This is a genomic window from Solimicrobium silvestre (assembly GCF_002976435.1).
GTDB classification, from domain to species: domain Bacteria; phylum Pseudomonadota; class Gammaproteobacteria; order Burkholderiales; family Burkholderiaceae_D; genus Solimicrobium; species Solimicrobium silvestre.
In genome coordinates this window covers 157267-180087 of record NZ_PUGF01000009.1, presented here as the reverse complement: position 1 = coordinate 180087, position 22821 = coordinate 157267, and the positions used below count along the sequence as shown (strand labels likewise).

20 protein-coding genes are annotated in these 22821 nt (G+C 46.3%); 8 read left to right on the top strand and 12 right to left on the bottom strand.

Annotated features, from left to right (window positions below; all coding sequences use genetic code 11):
• Positions 1-39: 39 nt before the first annotated feature.
• Genes S2091_RS11270 through S2091_RS11260 form a run of 3 tightly spaced genes read right to left on the bottom strand, consistent with a single transcriptional unit; the run spans position 40 to position 3431 of the window.
• Positions 40-1209, bottom strand: a complete 1170-nt coding sequence (locus tag S2091_RS11270) for an HPP family protein (protein WP_105531912.1) — start codon at positions 1207-1209, stop codon at positions 40-42.
• A gap of 49 nt (positions 1210-1258) precedes the next feature.
• Positions 1259-3007, bottom strand: a complete 1749-nt coding sequence (locus S2091_RS11265; protein WP_105531911.1) for a chloride channel protein — start codon at positions 3005-3007, stop codon at positions 1259-1261.
• Positions 3008-3017: 10 nt separating this feature from the next.
• Positions 3018-3431, bottom strand: a complete 414-nt coding sequence (locus tag S2091_RS11260) for a MarR family winged helix-turn-helix transcriptional regulator (protein WP_105531910.1) — start codon at positions 3429-3431, stop codon at positions 3018-3020.
• 487 nt (positions 3432-3918) lie between these two features.
• Here S2091_RS11260 and S2091_RS11255 point away from each other — a divergent pair, with 487 nt between their 5' ends.
• The 7 genes from S2091_RS11255 (at position 3919) to S2091_RS11225 (ending at position 9785) form a co-directional block, all read left to right on the top strand.
• Positions 3919-5313: a sensor histidine kinase gene (locus S2091_RS11255; protein WP_165794975.1), complete on the top strand. Its 1395-nt coding sequence runs from the start codon at positions 3919-3921 to the stop codon at positions 5311-5313.
• A gap of 284 nt (positions 5314-5597) precedes the next feature.
• Positions 5598-6434, top strand: a complete 837-nt coding sequence (locus tag S2091_RS11250; protein ID WP_105531908.1) for an HDOD domain-containing protein — start codon at positions 5598-5600, stop codon at positions 6432-6434.
• Between the two features lie 300 nt (positions 6435-6734).
• On the top strand, positions 6735-7034 hold the full coding sequence (locus tag S2091_RS11245) for a hypothetical protein (RefSeq protein WP_105531907.1): 300 nt from the start codon (positions 6735-6737) through the stop codon (positions 7032-7034).
• A gap of 360 nt (positions 7035-7394) precedes the next feature.
• Entirely contained in the window at positions 7395-7841 is a 447-nt protein-coding gene (locus tag S2091_RS11240; RefSeq protein ID WP_105531906.1) for a hypothetical protein, read from the top strand.
• Positions 7842-7930: 89 nt separating this feature from the next.
• Positions 7931-8278: a hypothetical protein gene (locus S2091_RS11235; protein ID WP_105531905.1), complete on the top strand. Its 348-nt coding sequence runs from the start codon at positions 7931-7933 to the stop codon at positions 8276-8278.
• A gap of 244 nt (positions 8279-8522) precedes the next feature.
• Positions 8523-9047 carry a hypothetical protein gene (locus tag S2091_RS11230; RefSeq protein WP_105531904.1) on the top strand — a complete coding sequence of 175 codons (525 nt, stop codon included), beginning with the start codon at positions 8523-8525 and terminating at the stop codon, positions 9045-9047.
• Positions 9048-9254: 207 nt separating this feature from the next.
• Positions 9255-9785 carry a dihydrofolate reductase family protein gene (locus tag S2091_RS11225; protein ID WP_165794974.1) on the top strand — a complete coding sequence of 177 codons (531 nt, stop codon included), beginning with the start codon at positions 9255-9257 and terminating at the stop codon, positions 9783-9785.
• A gap of 224 nt (positions 9786-10009) precedes the next feature.
• Here the strand turns inward: S2091_RS11225 and S2091_RS11220 are convergent, their stop codons facing one another.
• Entirely contained in the window at positions 10010-12235 is a 2226-nt protein-coding gene (locus S2091_RS11220) for a DUF3141 domain-containing protein (protein WP_207769682.1), read from the bottom strand.
• 413 nt (positions 12236-12648) lie between these two features.
• The gene (locus S2091_RS11215) at positions 12649-12930 is read right to left on the bottom strand and encodes a hypothetical protein (protein ID WP_105531902.1); all 282 of its coding nucleotides are present in this window, start codon (positions 12928-12930) and stop codon (positions 12649-12651) included.
• Between the two features lie 170 nt (positions 12931-13100).
• Between S2091_RS11215 and S2091_RS11210 the strand changes: the two genes are divergently transcribed.
• On the top strand, positions 13101-14054 hold the full coding sequence (locus S2091_RS11210) for a LysR family transcriptional regulator (protein ID WP_105531901.1): 954 nt from the start codon (positions 13101-13103) through the stop codon (positions 14052-14054).
• 59 nt (positions 14055-14113) lie between these two features.
• Here S2091_RS11210 and S2091_RS11205 read toward each other — a convergent pair whose 3' ends face one another.
• The 7 genes from S2091_RS11205 to purF all read right to left on the bottom strand — a co-directional run bounded on the left by S2091_RS11205 (position 14114) and on the right by purF (position 22820).
• Positions 14114-15505 carry a carbohydrate porin gene (locus tag S2091_RS11205; protein WP_105531900.1) on the bottom strand — a complete coding sequence of 464 codons (1392 nt, stop codon included), beginning with the start codon at positions 15503-15505 and terminating at the stop codon, positions 14114-14116.
• Between the two features lie 94 nt (positions 15506-15599).
• Positions 15600-15812 carry a hypothetical protein gene (locus S2091_RS24470; protein WP_105531899.1) on the bottom strand — a complete coding sequence of 71 codons (213 nt, stop codon included), beginning with the start codon at positions 15810-15812 and terminating at the stop codon, positions 15600-15602.
• A 13-nt stretch (positions 15813-15825) separates the two neighbouring features.
• The gene (locus tag S2091_RS11195) at positions 15826-17004 is read right to left on the bottom strand and encodes a methyltransferase (protein WP_105531898.1); all 1179 of its coding nucleotides are present in this window, start codon (positions 17002-17004) and stop codon (positions 15826-15828) included.
• 85 nt (positions 17005-17089) lie between these two features.
• Complete coding sequence (locus tag S2091_RS11190) at positions 17090-17488, bottom strand: group II truncated hemoglobin (RefSeq protein WP_105531897.1); 399 nt, start codon at positions 17486-17488, stop codon at positions 17090-17092.
• Positions 17489-17546: 58 nt separating this feature from the next.
• A complete protein-coding gene (locus S2091_RS11185; protein WP_105531896.1) occupies positions 17547-20021 on the bottom strand; it encodes an ABC transporter permease in 2475 nt (824 codons plus the stop codon).
• Between the two features lie 46 nt (positions 20022-20067).
• Entirely contained in the window at positions 20068-21297 is a 1230-nt protein-coding gene (locus S2091_RS11180) for a cystathionine gamma-synthase family protein (protein ID WP_105531895.1), read from the bottom strand.
• Between the two features lie 5 nt (positions 21298-21302).
• On the bottom strand, positions 21303-22820 hold the full coding sequence (purF, locus tag S2091_RS11175; protein WP_105531894.1) for an amidophosphoribosyltransferase: 1518 nt from the start codon (positions 22818-22820) through the stop codon (positions 21303-21305).
• Between the last annotated feature and the right edge of the window lies 1 nt (position 22821).

Here is a 22821-nt window from a genome sequence, read left to right as displayed (position 1 = left end):
CATCAAAGCAAGCCAACATTAATTACGATTTGTAATCAATCATTGATCCATATCACCTAATCGCCCGCGATAAAGACCGGCAACCAAATCAGAGTTCGTCACCATTCCAACTAAGTGATGTTCAGCATTAATAATAGGAATATGCCTGAGACCCTTATGCGAAAACAGATCAACTAGCTCGGTAATATGCATGCTGTCGAAAGCAGTATGCACAACCGGCGTCATTATTTGTCCAATGACCTCGGGTTGCTCCGAGTGAGCGCGACCAACGTGACGCAAAAATTGACGCATCTTGGTAGCGAAATTTTGATATCTATCCAGGCCAGCATGCTGCATGAAATCTACCAACGTTACGATTCCAATTACACGCCGCGCAGGGTCGATCACCGGTAATGCCTTGATATTGTGCCGATGCAGTAATTCCCAGGCATGTTGCAAATCGGTACTAAATTCAACGCTAATTACGTCACGCGACATAATATCGGCGCAGGTTATTTCACCGAACCGACGTCGATAAGCGTGCATCTCAGTTTGTATTAGCAAGGACTCCAAGTCATCGCGACTAACGTCAAGAATCTGATTGTATTGAGTCAGTACGTAATCTAAATCGGTGGAAGTAAACCCTAGTCTTTCATTAGACTGCCGATCTGCCGTGCGATGCGTATTGCCGTGCTCTATGACGCGATGTGGGTAGACATGCTTAGTTAAATTATTAAATATCAAGGCAACTGCCAGCAACAATAAAGAATTAATTCCGATAGGTGCCAATACAAATCGATAACCTTCTGCATGAATTAATGGCCCGCCCAATACCGCGGTAAGTGCTACGGCGCCGCTTGGCGGATGCACGCATCGCAACACCATCATGGCACCGATTGATGCTGCAACTGCCAGCGATGCGGCCAACATTGGGTCATTAATCCATTGCGCGCAAGTGACGCCTAGTGCTGCCGAAACCAAGTTGCCGCCGATCAATGCCCAAGGTTGTGCCAGCGGGCTAGATGGCAACGCAAACAACAGTACAGCGGAAGCCCCCATCGGAGCAACAAGCAATGGCAACGGGGCTGTAGCACCATATAACCAGCGAGCAACTAAACCCGTCAATAAAATTCCAAACAATGCGCCGCTACAGGCGCGTAATCGCTCCAAATTATTGATAGCAGTCGGTTTCGGTATAAAACCGTGTAACCAATGTATTGTTTTATTCACACAACCTCCTCATGCTTTATTTTTTATAAAACGCATTTTTTAAGCAAAACTAAGCAATCAGTCGCTCCCGTTTTTGTTCTTCATCAAAAAATAGCTGCGATGGCTTGATTAAGTCGCTGCGACTAATAATGCCAATTACACGCCGGTCTTTAAGGTTGTTCACTACCGGTAAGCGTTCAAGTTGCAGCGTAGCCATTCGTGCGGCAGCAACTCGACACGTTTCTGTGGGTAATGCGAAATGGACGTTAGTTTGTTGCTGTGCGTCGAATAGGTGGATTAACGAGCTGCTTTCATCCGCAAGTTGTTTAAGACTGCTGCGCTCGATCATGCCAATTAACCGCTGATCATCATCAACTACCGGATAGCTGCGATGGCTTTGTTGGGCCCCAAAAAACTGATCTAATGCGGCCGCGATGGAAAGTTGTGCAGAAATCGTTGTGACAACATGACTCATCACTTCATCAACATGCTGCCGCTCCATTGGATCAACGCCATATTCACGATAAATATGATAGCCCCGGCGTGAGATTTTTTCGGTCATGATGGAACGCTTCATAGTCAGTACCGTAAAGCCATACGCCACGCCGGTTGTGAGTAACAGCGGTAATAAAGCATTCACGTCTTGCGTTAGCCCGAATGCAAATACGGCAGCAGTAAGCGGTGCACCTAACACCCCCGCTAATACCGCGGCCATGCAGACCAGCGGCCATAAATGCACATCACCACCCGGCAGCCACGGCGCAAGTACCGTCCCTAATCCTGCGCCAATAATTAATAACGGCGCTAACACACCACCAGAAGTACCAGAGCCCAGCGCGATAACCCACATGACAGATTTAGCTAGCAATAAACCCAGCGCAACCTGTAGCAGCAAATGGTTATTCAGTAAATCACCAATAACGTCGTAACCGACGCCTAACGCACGCGGCTCAAAATAACCACCAATACCAACTACCAAGCCACCCAACGCAGGCCACCACATCCAATGCACCGGCAGCTTATGAAAAGCATCTTCAACCCGGTACAACATCGTCGACATTAATGCCGATAATGCACCGCCCAAAAGACCGGCAATAACGCAGGAGAACAAGGCGAGCAGACCAACTGCGGGAGTTTGCAATGGGAACAAAGGGCCGGAATCCAATAATAAAGGGCGAGTAAATCCAGCCACGGAACAAGCCACAATTACGGGCAACAGGCTACGTGGGCGTAATTCAAACAGGAGCAATTCCACAGCCAACAGTACCGCTGCAATGGGCGTGCCAAATACCGCTGTCATGCCTGCGGTCGCACCAGCTACGAGTAAGGTCTTGCGTTCAGCTGCAGTCAGATGAAAGTGTTGTGCAATTAAGGAGCCAATTGCGCCGCCCGTCATAATAATCGGGCCTTCTGCGCCAAATGGGCCGCCACTACCAATCACAATGCCGGACGATATGGGCTTCAGGATGGCGACTTTGGCCGACATTTTACTTTTGCCAAATAAGATTGCTTCGATTGCTTCTGGAATGCCATGTCCGCGAATTTTTTCAGAACCAAACCGTGCGATCAGCCCAACAATTAAACCACCCAGTACCGGGAGGCAAATAACCCAGGCACCCAGATGATGATTGGCCGGTGAACGCGTTACAAATGAAAACGCCTGATAAAAGAATAAATTCGTGAACAAGCGGATTAAGTTGAGCAATAACCAGGCCGCTAGTGTGCCACAAGCACCAATCGCAATGGCGATGCATGAGATTTTTAGCAGACGTTTGTCGTTTGAAAAATCGCGTTTGTGTTGATTCAAATAAGAAGACATGGTGTAACTTTTAACTATTGATGGTGGGAATTCTAAAAATACCCGATAAGGTGGCGAGTTCGTTGCGATGCAATTCGGCCAGTTTGGCTAAGCATCGCTCACCGGCCGGAAGCAAGTGAATGTTGACCTGACGCCGATCTACTTCGCTGGTGCGCCGCTCTATCAACTCAAGTTTTTCGCAGCGAGTTACCAATGCGACGACACTGTGATGTTGTGATTGCAGTCGCTCGGCGAGTTCGCCAATATTGGCCCAATCGCGCCCGGCGATACCCTTTACATGCAACAACAATAAATACTGCTGCGGTGTGACGCCCTCACTTTGGGCGGCTTCTTCACTAAACCGCAGAAATTTTCTAAGTTGATAACGGAAGGTAGATAACGCCTCAAAATCTTGCTTGGATAAGTCTTTGGATGAGTTTTTCATATGCTGGGAATGCTGAAAAGAAAGCGAATATATCACAATACGATATATTTCGTAGAGGCATCGTTTAAGTCCGCAAAAATATCGTATTGCAGTCGGAGTGCGCTCGACTAAACTTCAATAGCATATGAATACAATTTCAAGTCAAAAGTGACTAAAAAGTGATGGGAATTGATAAATAAGCGCCAAATTAACCGAGTCTGATTTCAATACAGATTAGTAAAAACAGCTAATTTCCGCTATACCTAATTCTGAACGTGTCTAAAACGTAAAAAAGTAACATTGATGGCAAGCAACGCCGAATCGCTAACAAACTACCGATTTTCTAATTGAAGCAATCGACATGCATTCAGTCCGGGCTCATCTTACAAACATTTTTTTGGTAGCCATTTCGATCACGCTCATCATTTTTGGTGGATATGGGTATTACAAGTTATCGCGCGAATTAAACGCAAACTTTACCCAACAAAAGCAGAATACACTCACTCGCTTGACCATCAGCCTCCCCTTGCCTATGTGGGATTTCAATACAGAGCTCACTACGAATTTGGTCGAGTCAGAAATGCTGTCGCCGGAAGTGAGTGCAATTCAGGTCTTCGATTTAAAATCCAATCTATTTGCAAGTGCTTCACGCGACAAAAAGGGCCGAATTGTCAGCGTGGTTGATCTCGATAAGGTAGAAGGCATTCCCATTGAAGCGGATCTTTATCATCAACTAGCCGATCACAGCGCGGAACCGGCTCTTCCACAAAATAAAATAGGTAGCGTGGTGATTTATTTTACGCGCCATCGCATTGATGAATTGTTGCGATCTAACGCCTTGCATAGTATTTTTGAAATTCTGGTGATTGATGCGTTGTTAATATTTACGCTGCGGTTCAGCTTGCGTCTGGTCTTTACCCCGCTCGGTCAATTACGCGACGCATTAATGGAATTAGCAGAGCATGGCGGTGAAGATGTGGAGGAACTACCGGAAACGCAAAAAAACGAAATTGGTGAAGTTATTCAATGTTTTAATCAAACGCAACGCAAATTTAAACACGTAATCGAACATCTGCGCCAAGCAGAAGAAGCGACGCGCGCTGAAGCGGTTAAAGCTGATCTGGCTTATGTGGCACTCAAAGCGGCGCAGGAAACCATGTTGCAGACAGAAAAGTTGGCAAGCCTTGGCGGCATGGTCGCCGGAGTCGCGCATGAAATCAATACACCGGTCGGCATTACCCTAACGTCAGCCTCGGTGCTCAAGGAAGCGACCGATCATTTGAATAAAGCCATGGCAGATGGTGCAATGAAAAAATCGGAGATCGTCGCCTACACCACGACCGCAGGCGAATGCGCCCGTTTAATTATGAAGAATGCAGAACGTGCTTCACATCTGATTAACAGTTTTAAGCAGGTTGCCAGCGATCAAACCAGCGAGCAGCGACGTGAATATGAACTCAGTGCTTACATTGATGAAGTCATGTCCAGCCTGCGCCCCACATTACGCCTGAACCAGGTACAGGTTAACGTTAATTGCCCTACTCCAATTGCTATCGATGGCTTTCCGGGCGCAATGGCGCAAGTCTTGACCAATCTGACCATGAACGCCATCACACACGCATTTACTGAGCGCGGTCAAGGAGTGATTAATATTACGGCCAACCAAGTCGGGGAAACCGTCAATTTGACGTTTGCAGATAATGGCGTTGGTATCCCTCAAGCAAATATCGGGAAAATATTCGATTTATTTTTCACAACCCAACGCGCTACTGGCGGCACCGGCTTAGGGTTAAATATTGTCCACAATATTCTTTACAAGCAATTTGGCGGCTCCATTTCGGTCAGCAGTGAAGCGGGTAAAGGTAGTTGTTTTTTTATGCATTTTCCGCGCGTTATTGCTTAATGGCGCTGAATAAAAGTTTGTCTGGCAGATTAAATAGAAATGTATTGAATGATGGCTTGTCACTTACAACTTTTACCAAACTTTATTCAAAAAATTACTAAAATGCTCTAAATAGGGCATATACAACGGTTAAATAAAACGATAACTTCATCTAAATGCTATTCCGCAACAGTTAATAATCTATTTGGATTTATAGGACGACTACTTGGTTTGCTTGGATGTGAGCGCGCATTTTATGTTCGTTTTCCAAACATAGCCTGACTTTCTTTTACCGGAGAATTGTTATGGACAGACTTGAAGCCTTTCGCAGTATTGCAGCACAAGCCAGCCGGGGAGAAATAACGCTCTCGACCAACATCAATGCCACGTTAAAAGTGAAGCAAATGCTGGATGACCCGGACGCCCATTTAGCCGGCGCAACCAAACTTGTGCTCGCTGATCCGCTCTTCTCTGCCCGTACAGTGTCCATCGCCAATTCTGCGGCATACAACCGCTCCGGCACAAAAATCAATAATGTCACTACGGCGGTGATGCGCCTGGGCTTCGGTACGTTGCGATCTCTTGCCGCCTCGCTCATCGTTCGCCAGATGAATAATGGGCTAACTAATCCAATCATCAAGCAAAAATCGGCCGAACTCTGGGAACACACCGCATGTGTTGCTGCTTTAGCGCAAGTCATAGCCCGGCGCATGACGCGAGTTGACCCGGATGCAGCGTTATTCGCTGGCATTGTGCATGAAGTGGGCGGGTTTTATTTGTTATCGCGAGCGGAAGAGTTCCCCGGCTTGCTTGATGGCGAGCTCGAGGGATGGGTGGAATATGGTGAAAAAATTATTGGCAGAGGAGTGCTAAAAGCGCTCGATATACCGGAAACAATTTGCGAGGCAATTGAGCAGGTTTGGAACGGCGTTGGCGCGCAACCGCCTGTGACCTTAGGTGACGTTCTCATTCTGGCGAACGACTTAGCCACCACTTTATCCCCCTTGCAACCAGCATCCGAGGTAGCAATTCATGATGCCGATACGAAAGTTGACTTCAATGTAGGTGATGAGACCTTGAGCTCAATCCTTGACGACGCAACGGAGCAGATCGAGTCGCTGAGAGAAGCGTTGCTTGGTTAAGAACATCAAACCCACCCAATTTCCTGTTTATAAAAGCTCAAAATGCCCTATTTAGGGCATATCCAATGGATTAAATACTCGTTAGAATCTTTCGCTGATGTAAATAAGCAACTAATTAAATGCGGTTGGGCTAATACTGCACCAGCCCTACGATTTGTGACCGGCTCAGCGGATGATCATGACTATCGCCAGTCAGCCAAATCTGGTGCTACCTTCGCAATATATTCGTGCAACCATTCGTCAACAATGGCGCAAACCCGCGTCGCAAATCACAGTTGGACTCACTGAGGAAATTATCAGATGGAATTAGCACATTCAATTGACGTTACCGAAAAGATCAACGCCATACGGCGAGCTAAGGCCCTAGCCGAAATTGAGTGGCCAATGTCCATCTTAACGCAGGTGATCGGCTTGTTTTTTATGATCGCAATACCGATTATTTGCGTGTGGGCCAGCATTGCTAGTAAGGTCGCGCTTCCCTGGTATAGCTCTATTTTTTTAATGTTACCTGCAATAATTTTTATCGCCGGAATGTTGATGATTACCCAGCGCCGCCAAGAAGCACTGACAGAACTGGTGAAGCAAGAACGTAAGAAATAATGTGCGGCATTGGTGACTGACAGATTTGGCTAGCACCCCACCCAAGCTCGCGAGCTGTTTTGCTTGGCATGTCACTCTTAACCGAGACTGAACTCTATGGTGGTAAGGATACATATCCGCAGCAAAAAAATATTAAAATAGCAAAATATGACACTAAGGCGACGGTCATGCAGACCACCAATATATGTCCAATTCAATGGTAAATCCAACGTTCGATTACCGTTTTGATTCTACAAACCTGAGAATAAAGTGTGGATTCGACACACATTCCGGACCTTCGTCTGTAGGCGCTGATTTTGCAAACTAAGATTTTACTGCCTGACTTGGGCTATTCAACTATTCAAGTGAAGGTTCAAAAATATGAAAATACTTTCGGCATTTGTTGCAGTAATTTCTGGCATCGTCCTTGGCAATCTAATTATCTACGTTTCAGGATATTTAGCCGCAATAGCCATTCCTAGAGAATATTTTTTATGGTTTGGTAAGCCGCATATTACGATGGCTTTAATCATTTATGACGCAATCGTCATGGGACTCCCAAGAGTGATCATTGCCACAATCTGGTGCGTTTGCACCATTCTTGTGTTCCGCAAAAAATATTTACTATTGATAACAGCGTGGTGCTTTGGTGGTTATGTTTTGACGCAGGCATATTGGGATTGGAAATTTGACTTTGGTATCAATTACCCAACATTATTTATTCAACAGCCGTGGGCTATCCTGAGCATAATCGCAGCTCCATGCGGAATTTTATTTGCCGGAATTTTCTTTTATAAATCCCATCATGCTAATTATTTGTCACCTTAACAGGTAACATTCGGCACGTTGCGGGCACAACTTTCAAGAACGCGCGTAAGTACAAAATTCATCACCTACAACAAAGTTAGATACTAAATATGAGACTTATTTTTATCCTGATATTCACAATATTAGTTGCAGGATGTGACTTTACCTTTCCAGGAGCAGATGAAAAATTTGGTCAGCAAAATTTTGTCTCTGCAGTTTCATTAATCGAGCTTCATAAAACAAGAAATGGCGTTTATCCAGAAAGTCTCAAGGATTTGAAATACCTTGGGGATTGGGATGGCATTTGGCTGTCGGCTGTTCGATATGAAAAAGCAGGAAAGGGCTACAACTTATTTGTGGAAAGAGGCTGGGCAGGCAAGCCACATCTTGAATTTCCAATCGGATTCAAGCAAGGTCTTGGTCTGCAAGATAGTAATGTAGCGTGGATTTCAAAATAAGTACTGGGCTATTGAGTACTATCGGCACTATATAGATAGTCCGTTTCATTTTTAGTTGATTTAGCCAGGTCGTTCTTGAATCCAGTCGGTCGGATGCGCGGCCAATTTTCTTCAATTGTTGATGAAAATGCCCTAAATAGGGCATATCTTAAAATCAGAATGTTCGATAGTATTCCTCGGCTGAAACTAAATTGGCTAAAGCTCAGCACGCAAGAAAACCAACCAAACCGATTTTGAGAAAACAATGAAATTTCTTGTATCTGTCCTAGCTTGTGTCTTGTTTCAATCAGGTTCCGCGAACGCAGCCACACCGTCATATTTGGAAAATCACGCGACCTCATCAGAAGATTTCAGTTCGATCACAAAGCTCATCGGTGATTTTGGAACGGCGATCAAAACAAAGAATCCCAAATTGCTTTCGACTTTGGTCTTAAATAACAAGGTCTTGTTCATGTCGCCATGGCCCGTGGAAGATATAAAGGAAGCGCAAAACGGATGGGATACGACATTTGATGGGACATACCCAGACGGGTACAGCACATTTGTCAAACTATTGAAAACCGAGAAATCCCCGATAGAAGAGAAATTTTATAACGTCAAGATTACTCAGGACGACAATTTGGCCTGGGTGATGTCTGACTTTGAATTCATGAAAGAAGGCGTCACGCTCAATCACGGCGTTAAAGTCTGGCAATTGATGAAATCGGTGGATGGAAACTGGAAGATCCTATCGGTGGTTTGGTCTAGCAAAGGCAAGCCGTCCCAATAGCGGTGTAGGGAACGGCTTATGACAGGTTCGATCCTGCAGTGCGATTTTTGCGGGAGAATTACCCGAATACCTTCCGGGATAAACCTGAAAACACTGGCTGAAATTTTGTTAGGGCCGTAGATACTGGTTTGAAAACCCGGCATCTATTTTTTTAACTCGAATCTATCTACCGTAGCTAGGGCGATTCGGCCAGTAGGAGGAACTAAAGTGCGAAAATTGACAGCCAACCTTTTTATTTCGCTCGATGGCGTCGTCGAAGCGCCAAGTACTTTTATGCGCCCGGACCTATATGGCGACATCCCTGAAGAATATATTGCCGAACAAGATACCGTTCTTATGGGGCGGAAGATATACGAAGAATGGTCACAATTCTGGCCTGACTCGAAAATTGAGCCGTTTGCATCCTTTATCAACAAGCACCCGAAGATTGTTGTAAGTAGCACTTTACGCAATTTGGAATGGCGTAATTCAACGCTACTGGATGGTGACCTCGAAGGAGCCGTAAGAAAACTCAAAGCTCAACCAGGCAAGACGATCGGTGTACATGGCATTAGTTTAATTCAATCATTGTTGCTAGCTGGCTTAGTAGATGAATTGCACTTAACACTGGTTCCTGCCATTGCAGGACGTGGACGAAGATTGCTTGACCACCAAGGCGCTGCGATACAACTAGATCTGCAGAATTCACGTAGCACTCCTAGAGGATTAGAGTGTTTGGTTTATGCAGTAAGGCGATAGAATAACGCGATTGGCAGGAATTTCATTTCTCGGACTACACCTGTAAATGAATGACCGCACTCGAAAATCCTATCTGGCGGCATCGAGCACAACAGGGGCAGTCGCCTCATAAAATCAATGTCTATCAACTGGCGGTGATTTGCCAGTTAATTAAGTTAAATTTATCAAATAGCAACCAAAAATGTAAATGGGGAGATTTTAAGTTTTGATTCGATCTGGCACTTTCATTTAGACACTTTTTTTGGCACGACCGATTTAGCGCGAACCGCCTTTTTCTTGCTAACGGCCACATCACTATCCAAATCCAGCACATGTGCAACCCGTTGCAAGCGCCCTTCTTTTTCCGCACTAATCGGCCCGCTTAATTCGAGCAGTTCACGCGCCAATTTCAGTGCGCGATGACGTTCGGCTGGCTTTGGAAGCAGCACCGTTAAACCTGACAATGCCCGCTGTTCGTCCATTCGCACCAAAAAAGTTTGCTGCTTAATGGTCGCTTTTAATTGTTGCAAGCTCACGGTTTTGTCGAGTCCGATTTCAAGCATCAAGCGCCGGATGCCATTAAAAGGACGTTCATCGATCACCCCATTACCACTGGCGACAAAGATTAATAAGCGCAGGAAGCCGGTTTCTACGCTGCCTTGTTCAAACCAGCATTCATGCTCAGCGCGCCGTTGGCGCATTTTTTCGTCTTGCTCATCGTTTGAACGGTGTCTGGTTCCCTCTTCCTGGTTGTATCCACTCATGCTTGCAACTAGCGGCGATTCGTAAATGGCTTTGAATAGTTTTTCGTAACCGGCATCGCGCTTGTCACGATAACTGTCCCAGGAGTTGCGTATTGCCTCGGCAGTTTTTTGTTCCGCTTTTAGCCAAGGATTATCGGCGGCAATGGGCTTGCGTTGGGCGCGCACCATATCTGCTAGTGGTTTTAATGCTTTTAACATCGGATTGGAGTCCGAAATGAGCGAACGTTCTAATCTGGCCGAATTCAGGTTCCGCAAACATGTTGCTGTCAGTTCACTGGAAAACATTTTCACAAAAGGAGACATGAATTTGTCATACATGGACTGGTTCAATTCAGCCACGTGCCGCACCAATTCAAAGGCCTTCTCACCTTCGCGCCCATCGCCTAACGCCAGAATATCCGCGACGTCACGCGGCTCGAATCGGATCACGTGTTTATCATCGCCAAAGGATAATCCCGGCATATCTGGGGTTGTGTCCCGGATGATCGCCTCGTATAAGCCAGGCGGCAGGACGTCGATTAAATCAAGCGCGCTGGCAAATTCACTGTGTTCGCGATTTGCCACGCCGGAAGAGACAAAAATGCCGAGGTGCCCTATTTGCTCATGAAGAAAATAGACAATAGTTTGTTCGTTGTCGCGAATTTCATCTGCACTGTCATATAAATCAGGTATCCAGTTCAAGGCCTGTTGCGGCGGCGTAATGTTGTCACCCCACGACGCAAAAACGACGATGGGCGAGCGAATATTGCGCAGATTCACTGTTTCGCCGTCGATCGTTATCTCGCCTGCGCTCAGGCGGTTTCCAACAAACAAATTTTGCGATATCCATTCCATTTCCTCTTTATTTAACAGGAAATGCCCGCCCCACCAGCGTTCAAATTCAAGATAACGTTCCTTTTCGGTATCAATATTGGCGTACAAGCCATAAAGCTTGCTCCAATGCGTGTTGCCAGGATCTAATTTTTCGAAATTATTGACCAGATTGGCACCATCAAACTTCCCATTACCTAAATCACCAGCAAACGAGGCAGCCCAAGTTCCACCCAATAAACCGCCCATATACCGCATCGGATTCTTGCCTTCGACGCCTGCCCAATAGGAAATCGGCGAGCCGGCCAGTAGGATTGGACCAACCGAGTTCGGCGCAAGAGCAGCCAATATCATCAACGCCCATCCGCCTTGGCAATTACCGATGACGAATGGTTTGCCGGGCGCATGTGGATGTCGCTCGTTGACTTTGTCAAGAAACAGGCGCTCAGCATTGGTTACACACTCTATCGTTTGCCCTTCCACCGGATGCGGGAAGAACATTACGAAATAGCAAGGATGACCGGCTTTAAGTGCGATGCCGATTTCACTGTCCATTTTAAAACCGCCAATACCCGGGCCATGTCCAGCGCGTGGGTCGATCACGACAAACGGACGTTTATTCAAGTCAGTTGGAATGCAACCAGCCGGTGGCAGTATCGCAGCCAGCGCGTAATTTGCGGCGCGCGTGAATTTGCGCGCATCAAGAATAATTTGGTAATCAAACACCAGCACTGGCGGTTTGCCGGATTGTTCATGCTCGATATAGTCATTACCGCGCTCGCGCAAGGCATCCCAGAACAGCAATGTACGCTGGGCGGTATCAGTCCAATAGTCGAAAGCCGATGTATTTAGTGAGTTTAAAGTAGGGATTGGAACATCAGAAGAAAGCATGGGCATGTGGCACTCCCAGAGGATAAATCGCGTGAATATCAAGACACAGCAATGTGTCATTTCACTATAGCAGTAATTTTATTTATTGATACACCACGCGATTTTCTTTTATTTTATTCAAATAAATCAATTACTTGCAATTCAAATCAAATGTGATTTGTAATCATGTAATTTCAATCCTTATATTACCATCAGCCAAATCAGAATACAGTTTGTGTGTGCTCAAATGCGAGTTACGTATTCAACTGCCTATTGGCTAGCAACAAATTCACCCTGATTTCTTCGCCCCCTTGCCAACAGGCGTCGGTGAACGCCCGCGGCAGGACTTTGGACTCAAGGCAAATCGTTAGAATGCAGTACCGCGCGTTGCGATAAGCCGGTGTTTAACATTTAAATTTTTTCAAGCTGTGAATCTGCTTTTAGTGCGCAGCGTAGATACGCACGTCTGGATCGGACGCTAACAGCGGTTTCAAACTAACCACCACGTCGTTGGTAAAGAGCGCGCTGTGGAGATAAGCGTTGGCGTTTTCTCTCGTATCAAAACCGTGCTGTACCTGAACGTCTTCATCCCGTATCAACAGTTCTTTAGACTTAGCGCCTGGTACCTGTTCCAAGAACGCACTTTTGAACTTGCTATAAATTGCGGCTGCTGCTGGACGGTTGATTGGTGCAATGTTCAGGCTGATTTGCAAATAAATCATGGTATTTCCTTTATATGTCGTTGATGAATGTATTTTTCACTTCATTTGCTACTTCATTTACTAACTCTCGCAAACGTGGTGTTCGCTTAAGAAGTAGGATATTCTTTTGTGAACTTATTTAAAAATTGTCATTCAACATGCCACTCATTCAATAAATCTATTAATAAACCATGAATTTGAATCAACTTCGTTTTGCCCATGCCGTCGCCACTACAGGCTCATTTACTGCCGCTGCCGCAGAATGCTTTGTCACTCAGCCGACTTTATCGAATGGAATTGCTCAGTTTGAAGAGGAATTAGGCGAGCGCCTGTTCGTCCGCACCACACGAAAAGTGACGCTAACAGCATTCGGCATTCATATTCTGCCTTGTATTATTGATGTGCTAAGCGCACAGGCTACGCTGGTGCATCAGGCTCAGGCATTTCTTCAGCCGGAAAAACGTTTGATACGAATAGGCACCTCACCGCTCATTAACGCGAATTTGCTTGGTTTGATGATCGAACCGTTTCAGCGTGAAAACCCCGCTGTTGATGTAGTGCTGCGCGAAATGAATATGGAAGACCTGTATCGCATGTTGGATAGCGATCAGCTAGATTTTGTTTTTGGGATTACCAATACCCACAAAGGGAGCTGGGATAGCACTTTTTTGTACCAGGAACCGCTACTTTTTATTCCCCGGCTGGCGGAACTGCACAAGTCTCCACATGCGCAATCGGTGCAATTTAAAGATATTTCCGACGAAACCTATGTGATGGTCCCGGACGGCTGCGGCCTGTCACGTGCTACTCGAGCGCTGTTTCGCAGTCATCGTCGCAAACTGAACGAGTATGCAGGCCAAGCCATGAGTTATCAGGTGCTGGAAGAATGGGCCATGCTTGGCATCGGTGCGGCAATTTTGCCTAAGTCCAAAGTGTCGGACAAGACCCAGCATGCGCTTCCCATCACGGATAAAGCCGGGGTGGATGTGGTACTGGATTTTCAGGCAATCTGGTCGCGAAAAGGCTTGCAGCTGCCGCATTTATTTGCATTTTCCAATCATCTCAGCCAAGTGGTTCCCGCCGTAGTTGCGGGGCTTGGGCTAGGTATGAAAAATGAAAGTCAAGCCAGCTATCAATCCAATTAAATCAATTGGTTAATGAACTAACTTAATTTAATAAATTAAGTTAGTTATTGGGTGAGCTATTAGAAATTGGCGTGTAGACGAAGGCTATAAACCGACACTGGGCCACGATCTTGGTTGTAGGCCGGATTAGCAATATATTGATAATCGACGCTCGCTGTTGCAGTGGAACTGAATTGCATCGAGTAAAACATTTCCACTATTTTTTCTGGTGCATAGTTCAAATTGCCATCACCAATCAACAAACCTAAGCCTCCGGCAGTAAAGTATTTTTGAGCATCACCAGAAATCCGGTTCATTACAACAGCGATTCCAATCGTGTCATTCTCACGAGCCCAAGTCCCCCCTTTTATCGATAAGCCAGCCGAAATGGATTGGTTAATATCGCTAAATTCATAAGTTTCTTTGTCACCCCGATTAGCACTAAGGCGCGCAAAAGCGCCTATATCGCTTGATATTTCCTGTTCCATATTCAGAGCAACACCAGCGCGAGAGCTGTAACGACGCACTAAAGCAACGTCTGGCGTTGAATTCGTTGCTTGCCCAAGCGCAACCGCATCTTGGTAGCTAGCCATTCGTCCCTGGTTAATCCAGGTGAGTAGTTTGATTTTCCCTGGATGGCCTAACCACTGATGCCTTGCTTCAACTTCCAGGTTGGTGGAATTTTCTCCAAAGTTGATACGGGTAATTTTCCCGTTTGGCTCAGATGACAATTGAAAAAATCCCGCCCGTAAGGTCCACCAATCTTGGTTCCATTCGGCGGCCGCACCAAAGGTAAAGCCCCATGGATCCGCCGCATAATCATAAGAACCAGCTTCAAAAATAGACCAGTTTAAAAAGTCGGCGCGTGGATCGTGCGCATAACTGTTGGTATCAAAAATATCAACTACCGAAAATTTACCGACGGTAAGCGTGACATTGTTCGATGTTTGGCTGCCAGCTAACTGATTCGGCGCAGCGGCAATCGCTTCGTTTGTGCCATCTAAGGCAATTATCTGGCGTACGAATAATTTGGGGAAGCGTAAATAAGGTGTATTGGCACCAATTTTGTAAGCGCCGCCACTGGGAAAGCCAGCCACTCCAAGCGTATTGTCAAAACCAAAGCCTTGATCAACTTCAGGGTTAAGCCATACTTCTGCGCCACTCCACAAACGTAATCCAAGGAACAGTGTGGTGTCGGTAGTTTCTTCCATCCCACCATGTGGGTTCAAGCTATTGGTACCGCTGTAGGGTGCGATGAAGTCAGAATGTTTTTGGGTGATGTTGGTTGCTTGCCAGTGTATTGCCCAAGCTTCACTGTCTGGGATAAGTAGCTCAGTTGCTGGAGGAACAGTGGTGGCATTTGACGACGTGGTGTCAACTGCGTGGGCCAAATCACTCGATAAAACAGTCAAGCTAAAACAAACGGCCAACATTGCCGCCATATTGGGAGATATTTTTTTAATATTGAACATGTTCGCTTGTTTTAGGCTGAGCAAGAAATAAAATTTATAGTTTAAATTCAATTACTTAAATAAGTAATTGAATGTTTTAAACTAAATAGCTTGTTTAATGATGGTGGGACCAATCGCTATCTGCCGAATTGATAAACGAGGTCACGGCATCTGCCTGACCTGTAGCGTGGCGATGTAATTCACCGCATTTGCAAATGCCTTGATAAGGCTGAATGTGGGAGCATGCGGAAACTTTTTGCAAAAACACCTGTACCGGTTTTGCGCATTTTTTGCATTTAAAGGTCAAAATTCGTGCTGGTTTGTTCATGTTTCTTCTTTCTTTATTTACTCTTAGTTGCTAATAAATTTGCTGTTAAGCGCCATAACGAAGTTATTTCTGCGGCTCTGGCGGTATGTAACGGATCGGTCTGATCAACTACTTTAGGGTGCGTTGGCTTCACGTCAATGCGTTCGGCCACCTGCAAACCGGCTTGCTCTATCCACAGCAATAATTCTGCACGGGTACGAAGTCCTAAGTGCTCGGCAAAGTCGGAAAGTAATAACCACCCTTCCCCATTTACGTCCAAATGCTCGGCTAAACCCGCTAAAAAGCCTTTTAACATGCGGCTTTCCGGATCGAAAATAGCGTATTCAATCGGTGAACTAGGACGCGCAGGAACCCACGGTGGATTACAAACGATGAGTGGTGCTTTGCCCTCTGGAAACAAGTCGACTGAAGTCAGTTGCACCTGATTCAAAAAGCCGAGCCGTTGCAGGTTTTCTTGCGCGCACGCTAAAGCGCGTGGATCTTGGTCGGTTGCAATAACGCGCTGCACGCCGCGTTTAGCTAGTACGGCAGCCAGCACACCAGTCCCTGTACCAATATCAAACGCGAGTTGCGTGTTAGGCAATACGGCATTCGCAACCAGGCCGATGTATTCGCCACGCACCGGAGAAAAAACGCCGTAATGTGGATGAATATTGGCTTCCAGTTCAGGAATCGCTACACCTTTTTTGCGCCATTCATGCGCGCCAATCAAGCCTTGCAGTTCACGTAAAGAAACGATGGAGTTCGGCGTTGCTTCAGTCAGCTTTCCATAAGCTTCGGTACAGGCATCCAGCACGTTGGGCGCACGTTTTAGGGGAATTGTGTAATCAGAATTCAGGGGGATTAATACCATCGCCAAAATTCGGGCGCGTTGCGATTGAGCTTGTCGGTGCAAATTAAATACTTGCGCCGATGTCGGCTCAACAGCTTCTTTTGCCGCTTTACGTGGTTTTTTATCTGGGCGATCACAGCGTCGCGCTAAGGCTTGTAATAATTGGCGGGCATTTTGAAAGTCGCCCTGCCATAACAGGCCACAACCTTCGCACGCCAATTTGTAGGCACTATCTGCCGTTAATGTGTCATCGGCAACAATGAATTTTTTGGGCGCAGTAACTCCATTTTCGGCGCGCCAGACAATGTGCTGCGTTTGTTGGGCGTCTTGCCATTGGAGAATTTCGTGGATCGGTTTCATTATTTGTCGGCCTGACGGCTCGTAAGTTGCTGCGATTAAAGTAAATTATTTCTTGGTTCAATGTATTGGTGAATCTGAGACTAAATCAGCCTTCCCGATTACGCATCCAATCCGCTGTTTCATAAAAAGACTGTAGCAAACGATCACGAAGTTTTTCTTCTATTTGCATGTCTTGCATCGCTGTACACATACAGATGAGCCATTGATTACGTTCAGAAATACCAATTTGATAGGGTAAATGGCGTGCGCGCAAGCGCGGATGTCCAAACTGTTCAATATACAAATCCGGCCCGCCCATCCAGCCGCTTAAAAACCAGAATAATTTATCGCGTGAGCCAGATAAGGGTGTTGGATGCAATTTTAAAATGCCGTTAAAATCCGCTTCCAACGACATCAAGTCATAAAACCGGTCGACCAGTTCGCGTAGTTTTTCTGCCCCGCCAATTTGTTCGTAAAGAGTACTGCTGTCACTATGTTGAGTCATTGAATCAGAGATAAGTTAAATAGATATAAAAGAAATTTTGCAAAAAATGAGGCAACTTTCATGCTTCGCGCAGGCTTAATAATGGCGGTTGCCGCAATATATGCCGCAAACCTAGCCAGCCGCCAATTAAGGCACACAGTGCTCCTGCGACTAAACCAAACAGCCATAATACCGGGCTTGGATGGAAAGCAAATTCAAACACTTGATGTGCCAACACCCAGCCGATTGCTGCCGCGCCACTTGCTGCCAGCAAGCCGGCCAAACTACCCAGCAAGCCATATTCTATCCATTGCGCTTGGGAAAGTTGCTTTTTGGATGCGCCTAACGCACGCAATAAACTGGCTTCTTGCAAGCGTTGTTGCTGGGAACTTTGTAGCGCCGCATACAACACCAGTAAACCGCAAGCCAAGGTAAATAAGAATAAAAATTGCACAGCAGCGACAACCTGATCCAACACGTGCTGCAACTGAAGCAGCACCGCGCCGGTATCAACAATGGTTAAATTCGGGTAGTCACGTGATAATTCGGCGATTAACCCCGGTTGATTGGCAGGCAGATGGAAAGCCGTAATAAAAGTTTGCGGCAAGCCAACGGCGCTTTTGGGATTGATAATCACAAAGAAATTGACTTGCATCGAGCCCCAGTCCAATTTACGGATGCTGGTAATATCCACGTCCATTTGCTGCCCCGCTACATCAAAGCGCAATTTATCACCTAGTTTTAAGCGCAGCGTTTTGGCGATGCCCTCTTCTACAGATGCTTCTGGCTTGTCGCCGGAAAACCATTGACCGGAAATTAAGCGGTTATGGCTTTGCATTTGGGCCATTGTTGACAGGTTAAATTCACGCTCAATCATGCGCTTGGCGTTGTCGGCTTCAAAATCTTTAGCACTAATTGATGTGGCATTTACGGCAATTAAACGGCCACGTATCATCGGATAGAGCGCAGGATTGTCTACTTTGTGTTGAGCAAGCAGCGCAGCAATCGGTTCTTTTTGTTCCGGCAAAATGTTAATAATGAATTGATTTGGTGCGTTAGCCGGCGTTGCCTGCTGCCAGGCAGACAGCAAATCGGCGCGTATAGCAGTCAGCAACAATAAAGCCATTAGCCCCAAGGACAAGGCCACGACTTGGACGATGCTCGCAACCGGACGGCGTTGCAATGCGTTAATGGCGAAGCGCCAAGCCGGAAAATGAAACCAGCCTCGCATGAGTTTCATCGCGCGTAAAAAAGCCCAGGCACATACTGCAAAAACGAGCATGCCGACTAAAAATCCCAGCAAGGTAAAGCCCGCTAATTTAACGTTGCCGGTTTGCCAGACCAGCAAAATCGCAAACATGACGACACCAATCAGATAGGCGAAGATGGTATGCGCTTGGGGCGTACCGGTTTCGCGCCGCACCATCAAGTTATGTGGAACATTGCGCAGTTGCAAAATAGGTGGAATGGCGAAACCGATCAACAACAACATGCCGATCGCAATCCCCTGCAATGCCGGTAATACAGAGGGTTCCGGTAAAGTGGTACTGATAAAACTGCCCAACCAGATGAGTAAGGCTAAATGTCCAAAGTAGCCCAACGCTGCGCCAAGTAAGCTGGCGACGAGTCCTAGCGTAAAAAATTCAATCAAAAACAATGTTGTGACTTGTGTTTGCGTCATGCCCAGGCAACGCAACATGGCGCAAGCATCAATATGGCGTAACATAAAACGGCGTGCAGCCAAGGCAATCGCTAATGCGGCCAGCATCGCTGATAGCAAGCTAACTAAGGATAAGAATTGTTTGGCTCGGTCTAGCGTAGAGCTCATTTCTGGCCGGCCAGTTTCCAGCGATTCTAAATTCACGCCTTTTAACTGCTGGCTTTCAATCATTTTTACCAGTGTCTTTTGCGTTGCACTGACTTGCTTGGCGGCGCCCGATAACATCAGCCGATAAGTTACCCGTGAGCCAGGCTGGATTAAGTTAGTTGCGGCTAAATCGCTTTCCGCCAACATCACTCGAGGAGCAAAATTAATGAAGGCTGAACCGCGATCGGGTTCGTTTTGGATCAAATGGCTGACGGTGAAAAATTGGTCACCTAGTTTAAGGCGTTGTCCGAGTTGGGTGTTTAGCGCAGTTAATACGGCTTGATCAACCCAGACCGTGCCCGATGCGGGAATCTGCTGCTGAGCAATACCGCTGTCTAAAGTAAGGTGACCGCGCAACGGATATTGAGCTGAAACTGATTTAACGGACACTAATTTGCTGAGTGACTCATCATTATTCACAGCCATGCTGACAAAGCTGGCGGTTTCGGCTTGTTGTAAGCCTTTGGTTGGCTCCCGCAGATTGTTACCGATCGGTGCGTCAGAGCTAATCACCAAATCAGCGCCCAACAATTGATTGGCATCGCGTTGCAAACCGCTGCTAACCCGATCAACAAAAAAGCCGACGGAACTGAGCGCACCGACGGCAATCACTAAAGCGATTAACAGAAAATGTAATTCACCGGCACGCCAATCGCGCCAAGTCATGCGTAGGGATTGCAGTAACATGGTTATCCTAAAAGGGACAGCTAGCTTCGGTGAATTTCAACGAGTTTCAGGAAAGCTCTAAGGCTTGCTTGAAATCAGATAACAAATCGGCAGGATCTTCAATGCCAACGGAAACACGAATCAACGACTCGGCAATACCCATTGCAGCACGACGTTCGGCACCCATTTCAAAGAAAATGGTGTGTGCTACAGGAATAATCAAGGTGCGATTATCGCCCAGGTGGGTTGCGGAGATGGCAATTTTTAGGTGATTTAAAAAATCAAAACAGTCGATATCGGCGTTTAATTCAAAACTAAAAATAGAACCCTGCGCTTTGAATAATTCACTTGCCAAACCATGTTGAGGGTGATTTTTCAGGCCAGGATAATAGACTGCTGCTACTTTTGGATGTGCGGCCAACATTTCTGTTAGCTGACTAGTATTGCTACATTGACGATCAATTCGGAGTGCCATAGTTTCGGCACCGATGGCAATTTGATGTGCCGCATCGGGCGACAAACAAGCGCCAAAATCACGTAAAGATTTAGCGCGCAACTGGGCAATTCCCCATTGCTGCACCGCTTGCTTTTGAAAGTTGACTGCTATATTCGGATAGTTACGCCAGTCATACGCGCCAGTATCGGTAATACAGCCGCCCAAGACATCACCATGCCCTGATATTGCTTTAGTTAAAGAATTAATCACCAGACCTGCGCCAACAGCTTTAGGGCGGAACAGATAAGGCGAAGTCATGGTGTTATCCACCACAAATAGAATTCCACGTGCCTGACAAAGTGCGCCAATTTGAGCCAAATCAACAACTTGGGTACGTGGATTAGCGATGGTTTCTACAAACACCATGCGCGTTGCCTTCGTTATGGCCGCTTCGACATTAGCAACATTAGTGGCATCAACAAAGCTGACCTCAACACCCAAATTAGCTGCTGTTTGCCATAAATTACTGGTATTGCCAAACAAAAAAGCCGACGAAACAACGTGGTCTCCCGACTTTAATAACGCTAACGGTAGCGCGCCGATGGCTGCCATACCACTGGCAAAACACAGGCTGGCTACGCCGTCTTCCATTTTTGTGAGCTTGTCTTCTAACGCTGTTACGGTCGGATTCCCCTGTCTACCATAACGGTAACCACTTTTTTTGCCTTGAAACACCTCAGCCAACTCACGCGCATCGGAATACCCGTAGGTCACCGCGGTGTGAATCGGCTTATGAACAGAACCATGTTCAATTAAACTCTGGCGATCATTATGCAAAATCGTGGTGGTGAATCCGGCCATAGGAACTATTCGCCTTTAGCTAAATTTAAATTTAATTGTGAAGGTACGCCATCTTCAGTCATCGAATTCGGGCTATTGCGCGCAGCTTCCAATCTATCCAAATAATCACGGGTAATATCGCCAGTAATGTATTCGCCGTCAAAACAAGACGCTTCCAAGCTAGTAAGACGTGGATTCACATCAGCAATTGCGCGACGCATGGCTGATACTTCCTGGTAGACCAATGCATCGGCCGTAATTTCACGGCAGATTTCTTCATTACTGCGGCCATAGGCAATCAACTCTTGACGGGTTGGCATATCAATACCGTACACATTCGGGAATTTAACCGGAGGTGCTGCAGAAGCAAAAATAACCCGGGTTGCGCCGGATTCACGGGCCATTTGAACGATTTCACGACTAGTTGTGCCGCGTACAATGGAGTCATCCACCAGCAATACCGATTTGCCTTTAAATTCAGAACCGATTGCGTTGAGTTTCTGACGTACCGATTTACGACGTGACACATTACCCGGCATGATAAACGTACGGCCAATGTAGCGGTTTTTAATAAAACCTTCGCGATAATCCAGGTTCAATTTAAGCGCTAATTGCATTGCCGATGGGCGCGATGTATCAGGGATCGGCATAACCACGTCAATGGCACCGGAAGCCATATGATGACGCACTTGTTCTGCCAAGTATTCGCCCATTTTAAGACGCGTCGCATACACCGAAGCACCGTCGATTATTGAATCCGGACGTGCCAAGTAGACATACTCAAAGGCACACGGATTAAGACTAGGATTTTCAGCACATTGTTGACTGTACAGTTTGTGATCTTCATCAATAAAGATCGCTTCACCAGGTTCAACATCGCGGACAAATCTAAAGCCCAAACCTTCCAAGGCAACAGATTCGCTGGCGATCATGTATTCATCGCCTTTGTCTGTTTCCAATACGCCAAGGCATAAAGGGCGAATACCGTAAGGATCGCGGAACGCTAACAAACCGAAACCGGCAATTTGCGCAACCACCGCATAAGCACCACGTACCCGGTTATGCAAGCGTGCAATTGCACCAAACAGAGTTGCCGGATCTAACGAGTAGGAACTGGTAGCTTGTTGAATTTCATGCGCTAACACATTCAATAACACTTCCGAATCGGAATCGGTATTGATGTGGCGACGATCATTTTTGAACAGTTCAATTTTCAACTGTTCAGCATTGGTCAGGTTACCGTTATGCGCCAACGTAATGCCGAATGGGGCATTCACATAAAACGGTTGTGCCTCTTCTTCGCTGGTTGATCCAGCGGTTGGGTAACGCACATGACCGATACCGACATTGCCCGGTAAAGAACGCATATTGCGAGTACGGAAAACATCTCGCACCAAGCCATTTGCTTTATGCATAGCAAACGAACTGCTGTGATTGGTTGCGATACCTGCAGCATCTTGACCACGATGCTGCAACAATAACAGTGCATCGTAAATCACTTGGTTGACCATACTATTTGAAACTACGCCGACTATCCCACACATG

Coding starts and splice junctions, on each gene's coding strand:
- S2091_RS11185 (WP_105531896.1), bottom strand. CDS start 20,021: ATGTTACTGCAATCCCTACGCATGACTTGGCGCGATTGGCGTGCCGGT.
- S2091_RS11215 (WP_105531902.1), bottom strand. CDS start 12,930: ATGATTTATTTGCAAATCAGCCTGAACATTGCACCAATCAACCGTCCA.
- purF (WP_105531894.1), bottom strand. CDS start 22,820: ATGTGTGGGATAGTCGGCGTAGTTTCAAATAGTATGGTCAACCAAGTG.
- S2091_RS11220 (WP_207769682.1), bottom strand. CDS start 12,235: ATGCCCATGCTTTCTTCTGATGTTCCAATCCCTACTTTAAACTCACTA.
- S2091_RS11205 (WP_105531900.1), bottom strand. CDS start 15,505: ATGTTCAATATTAAAAAAATATCTCCCAATATGGCGGCAATGTTGGCC.
- S2091_RS11190 (WP_105531897.1), bottom strand. CDS start 17,488: ATGACTCAACATAGTGACAGCAGTACTCTTTACGAACAAATTGGCGGG.
- S2091_RS11260 (WP_105531910.1), bottom strand. CDS start 3,431: ATGAAAAACTCATCCAAAGACTTATCCAAGCAAGATTTTGAGGCGTTA.
- S2091_RS11250 (WP_105531908.1), top strand. CDS start 5,598: ATGGACAGACTTGAAGCCTTTCGCAGTATTGCAGCACAAGCCAGCCGG.
- S2091_RS11195 (WP_105531898.1), bottom strand. CDS start 17,004: ATGAAACCGATCCACGAAATTCTCCAATGGCAAGACGCCCAACAAACG.
- S2091_RS11180 (WP_105531895.1), bottom strand. CDS start 21,297: ATGGCCGGATTCACCACCACGATTTTGCATAATGATCGCCAGAGTTTA.
- S2091_RS11265 (WP_105531911.1), bottom strand. CDS start 3,007: ATGTCTTCTTATTTGAATCAACACAAACGCGATTTTTCAAACGACAAA.
- S2091_RS11210 (WP_105531901.1), top strand. CDS start 13,101: ATGAATTTGAATCAACTTCGTTTTGCCCATGCCGTCGCCACTACAGGC.
- S2091_RS11245 (WP_105531907.1), top strand. CDS start 6,735: ATGGAATTAGCACATTCAATTGACGTTACCGAAAAGATCAACGCCATA.
- S2091_RS11235 (WP_105531905.1), top strand. CDS start 7,931: ATGAGACTTATTTTTATCCTGATATTCACAATATTAGTTGCAGGATGT.
- S2091_RS11240 (WP_105531906.1), top strand. CDS start 7,395: ATGAAAATACTTTCGGCATTTGTTGCAGTAATTTCTGGCATCGTCCTT.
- S2091_RS11230 (WP_105531904.1), top strand. CDS start 8,523: ATGAAATTTCTTGTATCTGTCCTAGCTTGTGTCTTGTTTCAATCAGGT.
- S2091_RS24470 (WP_105531899.1), bottom strand. CDS start 15,812: ATGAACAAACCAGCACGAATTTTGACCTTTAAATGCAAAAAATGCGCA.